This window comes from Gardnerella sp. 26-12, assembly GCF_001660745.1.
Lineage (GTDB): Bacteria > Actinomycetota > Actinomycetes > Actinomycetales > Bifidobacteriaceae > Bifidobacterium > Bifidobacterium swidsinskii.
Genome location: NZ_LWSR01000077.1, coordinates 1 through 3,805 on the forward strand (window position 1 = coordinate 1; position 3,805 = coordinate 3,805).

The 3,805-nt window shown below is 38.3% G+C and carries 2 protein-coding genes; one reads left to right on the forward strand and one right to left on the reverse strand.

The window, feature by feature from the left end:
• Nucleotides 1-75 precede the first annotated feature (75 nt).
• On the forward strand, nt 76-1,869 hold the full coding sequence (locus A5295_RS04410; RefSeq protein ID WP_004109433.1) for a S1C family serine protease: 1,794 nt from the start codon (nt 76-78) through the stop codon (nt 1,867-1,869).
• A 135-nt stretch (nt 1,870-2,004) separates the two neighbouring features.
• Here A5295_RS04410 and A5295_RS04415 read toward each other — a convergent pair whose 3' ends face one another.
• The gene (locus A5295_RS04415; protein ID WP_231875287.1) at nt 2,005-3,804 is read right to left on the reverse strand and encodes an ABC transporter ATP-binding protein; all 1,800 of its coding nucleotides are present in this window, start codon (nt 3,802-3,804) and stop codon (nt 2,005-2,007) included.
• Between the last annotated feature and the right edge of the window lies 1 nt (nt 3,805).

The window sequence follows — 3,805 nt, forward strand, 5'->3', positions numbered from 1 at the left end:
AAAACATACTATCTCTTACATAGATAATGGCATGGTTTATTATGGTGTGTTAAGAGTCTTTTGTAAGGAGGATGAATGGCTGACGATATGTATGGTGCAAATCAGCAGGAATCCAATGAAACTGCAAATAATGGATATTACGAGCAGCAGGAACAACCGACGCAACCAGCACAACCAACGCAAACAACGCAACCAGCACAAACATATAGCCCAGCTCCTGAATTCGGAGCTTACGGCCCAACAAATAACGAAAATGAAGTTGGTACAAACACTACACAGTATCCAGCTAACAATTACGCCGTAAACCAAAATAACGATGCGGATAATACAAATATCAACAATGCTCCTACGCAATACATTGGATCACAAAATTACTACGGAAATAATAATTTTAACGGCTTCGGAAATCCGTATAATTACGGCACAGACAATAATTCTTACCCAAATAATGAAGTTGGCAATCAAACACCAGCGCAACAGAATTTTAACAATAATGCAAGTAACGAAGAAAATGAAAATATAGCAAAAACAAGCATTATTAGCACAAATGCAGCAAATACAAACGACACAAACAAAAAAGGTAACAAAAGAAAAACAAAAAGCTCTTCGTCAACTGCTTTTGTTGCCATTTTATCCTCCGCAATTTCTGCAATAGTTTGCGTAGTTGTAGTTCTATTTGTAATCTCGCAAGGTCTTATTTCAATTCCACAAAGCGGCTCTTTCGCAAACATCGGCTCTCATTCTTCTGGCCCTGGGACCGCAGTAGTTAAAGGCGGACAATCTCCGGATTGGCAAGGAGTTGCAAAAAATGTTTCCGGAGCCGTTGTTTCTATACAAACTCGTTTAGAGAAAGGCATGGGGAAGGGTTCTGGAGCAATTATTGATTCAAAAGGTTATGTTGTAACAAACAATCACGTAATTGCTAATGCAAAAGAAATTCAAGTAACCCTTTCTAATGGTCAAATTTATTCAGCTACATTAGTCGGAGCAGATAAAACTACTGATTTGGCAGTACTTAAATTAGACAATTCACCAAATAATTTAAAGACAGTCCAATTTGCAGATTCTAATCTGCTTTCCGTTGGCGAACCGGTTATGGCAATCGGAAATCCGCTTGGATATGACGATACAGCTACCACAGGCATTGTTTCGGCTTTAAATCGTCCAGTATCAGTTATGGACGACCAAAGCCGCTCTGAAATTGTAACTAATGCAGTACAAATTGATGCAGCTATTAATCCAGGAAATTCAGGCGGCCCAACTTTTAACGCTGCCGGAAAGGTCATAGGTATTAATTCTTCTATTGCAGCGACATCAGCTCAAGGGGAGACTACAGGATCTATCGGCATCGGCTTTGCAATTCCAGCAAATCTGGTGAAACGAGTAGTTACAGAAATTATTAAGAATGGTTCTGTAAAGCACGTAGCACTAGGGATCATGATTAAAAGCACAGCAGTTGAGTCCGAAGGAATTACTCGCGGAGGAGCTCAAATTGTTTCTGTCAATCAAGGAAGCCCTGCTGAAAAAGCCGGACTCAAAGCCAATGACACTATTGTTGCCTTTGACGATAAGCCTGTATCCAATAATTACGCACTCCTCGGGTATGTGAGAGCAACAGCGTTCAATCAAAAAGCTACGCTCACAATAGTTCGTAACGGCAACACACTTAAGTTGCAAGTTACATTCAACCAAGAAGAAACTGCTGTTAATGGCACAAATAAGCAAGAAAAGAAATTAAAGAAAAACCAAAAGAAGCCTGGTAAAAAACGCGGAAGTAACTCGTACGATGGTGACGATGACGATTTACAACAACGTGGAGATGACGATGGTGACGATGGTGGAATATTTGATCCATTCGGTTTCTGGTAAATAAAACCGCATGTTCTACTATTAAAAAGTAAGACACTGTAATAAAAATGCCCCTAAATAAGTTAGTTAACTTACGCAGGGGCATTTTCATAATGTAATTAAATATATTTAAATATAATTATATAAATGCGCTAATTATTTTTTGCGCTCATATACAATAATTCTTCCTTCTGAGACTCCTGCTTTCCAAGATGATTTTGTTTTAGCAATAGTATGCTCAGTATAATGGTCGATATTGTAGTTTAAATACACAAAATAATACCAAGGCTTATCTGATTCTGTGACAAAGAATTTAGGTTCTTTCTTTGCTTTGCAAGCACCCATTTCATTTGATGCCTGTTCTTGAGATGGCTGCTCATTTGTAATAAACGAGCTATTCTTATAACTGCAATCAATAAGATTCTTCGAGAAATAAGGATTTGCTGTAATAAGCTGCCACGAATATTGATGAATATCTTCAAATTCAGGAACAATAACATTACCTTGTTTATCCGTTTTTTCATCTTGATGTAGCCAAGACGTTACGAATCGCATGTTTTCAGCATGATTTTGCTTAATAAATTGCGCAAGTGCGCGCGAACCTGAATAGTCGAATCGAATATCGTTAACGCAAGAATACCCGTTCCAAATCAAGCTTGGGGATAATAAAACAACAATAATAATGCCAGCAATAACTTTGCTTCCGGCAGATTTACTTGCAGATTTACTATTGCTATTTTCAGCTTTATTTGCAGCTTTGAACAACCTAAAAATAATCGCCGGAATATCTTTAGATTCCAGTGGCTTACGCGCAATACACATCCAAAGTTGAGATACGAAGAATGCAAAAACGATTCCTGCGTGATGCAAAGTGAAATATTGCGTGGCAATTGCCGCAAAAGTCAAGTAAGGAAGTATCAAAGAAACAAGCATGCCTCTTCGATAAGCGATTCTTACAGCGAAAGACCATATTAAAATCGAAATAATAACGCAAATAATCGCGGAAGGTACGCTTAGCATAAGTCTACGTAAAGAAACATCGCCAGCAAATTGAGTGAACATACTTTCTGATGGCATAACGAAAATAAATGACAAGAATTGTATAAGAGGAGAATTTCCGTCGAATGTTTCACGCGATGCGAAAGCGTTAGCAGCAGGCCAAATGCAAATAATGCTTGCAATTCCAACTAAAGCAAGGATTATCCAGCTTACTAATCTGTTAGTGTTAGAGACTATTTCAGCGAAAGCTTTTTTAATTCCTGCAGATTTTACAACTCTCCAAATCCACGCAAAAGCAAAACCTGCTGCTAAAGCAATGCCATAAGCACTGATTGCACATAAAAGTACAAGACTCAAAGCGAGTTTCCAAGTATCAGAAGGCTTAGAATCAGATCGTTTCCAATAATGTGCAACCATAAACAAAGCCGCGCAAAGAAGAGCATACGGGCGTGAAGTAACGCCATATTGGAAGCACAAAAAATACGTAAACGGAAGCAAAAACACAGCCAATTTACTAAAAGGCGCGCGGAAAATAAGCCAGCCACCCAAAAGCGCAGTGCATAGAAGTTGCACGCCTTTAAGACCAATTTCGTATGGAACTCCTGTTTTTGCAGGTATGGAAAGAAGCAAAGTCCAAAGCGGCGGATGGCCTTCATAATGTGGTCGAAGAGTTAACAAATCAGCAAACGAAGAATCGCGTGCAATAAGCCAACTTTGAGCTTCATCAAACCAAGGCTCGTGGAAGCACATAACTGCTACGACGACAGATAGGTATGCAATAAAAATAAGCGAACGAGCATTCTTTACGAACCATAATTTATTTGTTGTTTTTAAAGTTTTTGTCACATTTAAAGTTTTTTTTGTTTTTGACGTACTTGTGTTCGTATTTGTACCTGTATTTGTAACAGTATTTTCGTTCATAAGTGTTTTATTTTCTTCTATAGTATTTTCGCTAATA

What these genes read in the sequence shown, in the direction of transcription:
- A5295_RS04410 (WP_004109433.1), top strand. Translation starts at nt 76, where the DNA reads ATGGCTGACGATATGTATGGTGCAAATCAGCAGGAATCCAATGAAACT.